General features: G+C 28.6%; 3 protein-coding genes and 1 pseudogene. All 4 read left to right on the forward strand.

The features are described 5' to 3' along the window. Positions 1–163 (forward strand): annotated as a pseudogene (locus BUB34_RS12995) (IS3 family transposase); the annotation flags it as partial. 70 nt (positions 164–233) lie between these two features. Then, a complete protein-coding gene (locus BUB34_RS13315; protein ID WP_159430067.1) occupies positions 234–374 on the forward strand; it encodes a hypothetical protein in 141 nt (46 codons plus the stop codon). Between the two features lie 606 nt (positions 375–980). Next, entirely contained in the window at positions 981–2,336 is a 1,356-nt protein-coding gene (locus tag BUB34_RS12800) for an MATE family efflux transporter (RefSeq protein WP_073127851.1), read from the forward strand. A gap of 149 nt (positions 2,337–2,485) precedes the next feature. Next, on the forward strand, positions 2,486–2,836 hold the full coding sequence (locus BUB34_RS12805) for a PadR family transcriptional regulator (RefSeq protein WP_073127853.1): 351 nt from the start codon (positions 2,486–2,488) through the stop codon (positions 2,834–2,836). Positions 2,837–2,900 lie beyond the last annotated feature (64 nt).

Below are 2,900 nucleotides of genomic sequence, written 5' to 3' on the forward strand. Positions count from 1 at the left end.
ACAATGCCTGTATAGAATCTTTTCATGCCATTTTAAAGAAAGAAGAAGTTTATAGGGTTAAGTATTTTGATTTTGAGTCTGCAAAACTAAGGTTACTTGAATATATAGAAGGTTGTACAATAGAAAAAGAATTCATGGAAGTATTGTTTTCATATCACCATAACAGTTCGAAAAAATAGCTAGAGCAAGTTAAAAATTCAATTATTTGTGTCTAAAATATTGACATAGATCCAGTGTCAGAAGAAGTAGATTTCAACAAGAATGAATTGCTAGACTTTATATGTCAAATTATTTATTCTAATTTTTCTGAGGATGAAAAAAAGTCTATAATAGAAAATGCTGATACTGATATAAGAATAAAATTAACTAATTAATTATAACTATATAACTAAGTTGAGATAATGGGAAGAAGATGCTGTAATAATTTTTAGTGTATAAATTTAGTTAAATATACACTAAATTTACCATTATTTTTTAAAATTTATATTGTGTAAGAAGAATGAATTCTGTCTCCATAAACATAATTGTTAGTTTTTCTTCGTTACGTCCAGTTATTACTAAGTTAACCCCTTATTTCGCAAAGGCTGTGGAATACCATATCCGATTCTACCACCTTTACCTCCACCTGTGATTATAATTGTTTTGCCTTTAAATTGAGATATAAATAATCTCCAAAAATTATTTAATTTTATAAATAAGACTTACATAAATATATAATATATCAATTAAATATATTAAAGAATATAAGATAATACTGTTTTATTACGATAGATTTCTCAGGATATTTCAAAATTGATTTTATATTATACATTGACTATAATATAAGTTAGTTATTAGTAAAATATATGTTTTGAATATTAACACTTAAATAATTAAATATTAATAATTAGATAATTATTTTATAAGGTTTCATTGGGCAAATTCATATTGCATATGTATAGCCTATTTTTAGGGGGTATATGTTTAAGGGGAGGACATTTATGAAAAAATCAGCAACATCAATGCGTTTAACAGAGGGTTCAATTTCTAGAAAAATCATTATGTTTGCTATTCCTATATTTTTAGGGAACCTATTTCAGCAATTATACAATACAGCGGACTCTATAGTAGTGGGAAATTATCTAGGGAGTGATGCACTTGCTGCTGTTAGTTCATCAGGGAGTTTAATATTTTTGATGGTGGGTTTTTTTAATGGGATATCTCTTGGTGCAGGTGTTGTAATAGCAAGATATTTTGGTGCTCAGAAAACGGAAGAATTACAAAGAAGTATACATACTACAATTGCCTTTGGGGTTATTGCGGGGATATTATTAACAGTGATAGGAATTGCATTTACACCGACCATTCTTAGGTGGATGGGGACGCCTTCTGATATATTGGTCAACTCTATTATTTATTTCAGGATATATTTTATGGGCTCTATAGCATTTGTTTTATATAATATTTTTGTAGGAATTCTTCAATCTGTGGGTGACAGCAAACATCCACTATACTACTTAATTATATCTTCTATAATTAATGTCTTATTAGATGTATTATTTATTGGTTGGTTCAAATGGGGTGTTGGTTCTGCTGCATTAGCTACGATAATTTCACAATTTATAAGTGCTATGTTATGTTTTGCTCAACTAATTAGAACTACTGATGTCTATAAAGTATATATATCAAAAATAAAAATTGATATGGATATGTTAAAACAAGTTATATATAATGGCCTACCAACGGGAGTTCAAAACTCTATTATTTCTTTTGCAAATGTAATTGTACAATCAAATATAAATTCATTTGGGAAAATGGCAGTAGCAGGATGTGGATCTTATTCAAAAATAGAGGGGTTTGCATTTCTTCCTATAATTTGTTTTGCACTTTCTTTAACAACGTTCATTAGCCAAAATATTGGAGCTGGAGAATATGAAAGAGCAAAAAAAGGTGCTATTTTTGGAATTATTTGTTCTGTGATTATTGCTGAATTAATAGGATTATTTATGTATGGTATGCCAGAATTCCTTATTGGTTGTTTTGATAAAACTCCTGAGGTAATACACTACGGGACAATGCAAATAAGAACAGAATCGTTATTTTATTTTGTGTTAGCATTCTCACATTGTGCTGCTGGAATATTAAGAGGTGCTGGAAAAGCGATGATCCCTATGCTTGTTATGTTAGTGTGTTGGTGTATTATACGTGTAAGTTATATTACTATTGCCCTAAGATTCTTCCCTCATATTAGGACGGTTTTTTGGGCTTATCCTATTACATGGACGCTTAGTTCTATTGTTTTTATAATTTATTTACTAAAATCAAACTGGCTAGATGCAGCAAAAGGATGTAATTAATAAAAAAATTAAATAAGTCTTCTTGATTTTAAATAAGACGAATTGATAAAGTAAGCACTATTAGTATACTTAGCTATATATTAATAGTGCTTACTTGACTTTTAAGAAAAATTGGAATACCATTATATTATAATACATAGGAATCCGAGGTGTTAGTTTTGAATAAAGAACTTATTAAGGGAAGTACAATAACATTAATTTTAAACACACTAGAAAAACAGCCCATGTATGGGTATGGAATGATAAAAGAAATAGAAAGTAAATCTAATGGTGTATTTCTTTTTAAGGAGGGGACTCTATATCCTATTTTACATGATCTTGAAAAAAATAAGTTGATAGAATCATTTTGGGATTCAGAGAATGGTAGGCGTAGGAAGTATTACAAAATTACTAAAAAAGGACTTAGAGAGCTAAGATCTAGAGAAAGTGAATGGGAATTGTTTAGTAGAACTATGAGTCAAGTACTAGGAGACCAGCTAGTTAAAGTCAACAGTTTTTAAAAATATTTTATAATTATGTTTTTTCGTATAGCAAATAAACCATCAAATATACACGAATTTTTGA

This window comes from Asaccharospora irregularis DSM 2635, from assembly GCF_900129815.1.
In the GTDB taxonomy this organism is placed as follows: Bacteria; Bacillota; Clostridia; order Peptostreptococcales; family Peptostreptococcaceae; genus Asaccharospora; species Asaccharospora irregularis.

Bases quoted from the DNA above. Each gene is read 5' to 3' on its own strand.
- BUB34_RS12800 (WP_073127851.1), top strand. From the start codon at position 981: ATGAAAAAATCAGCAACATCAATGCGTTTAACAGAGGGTTCAATTTCT.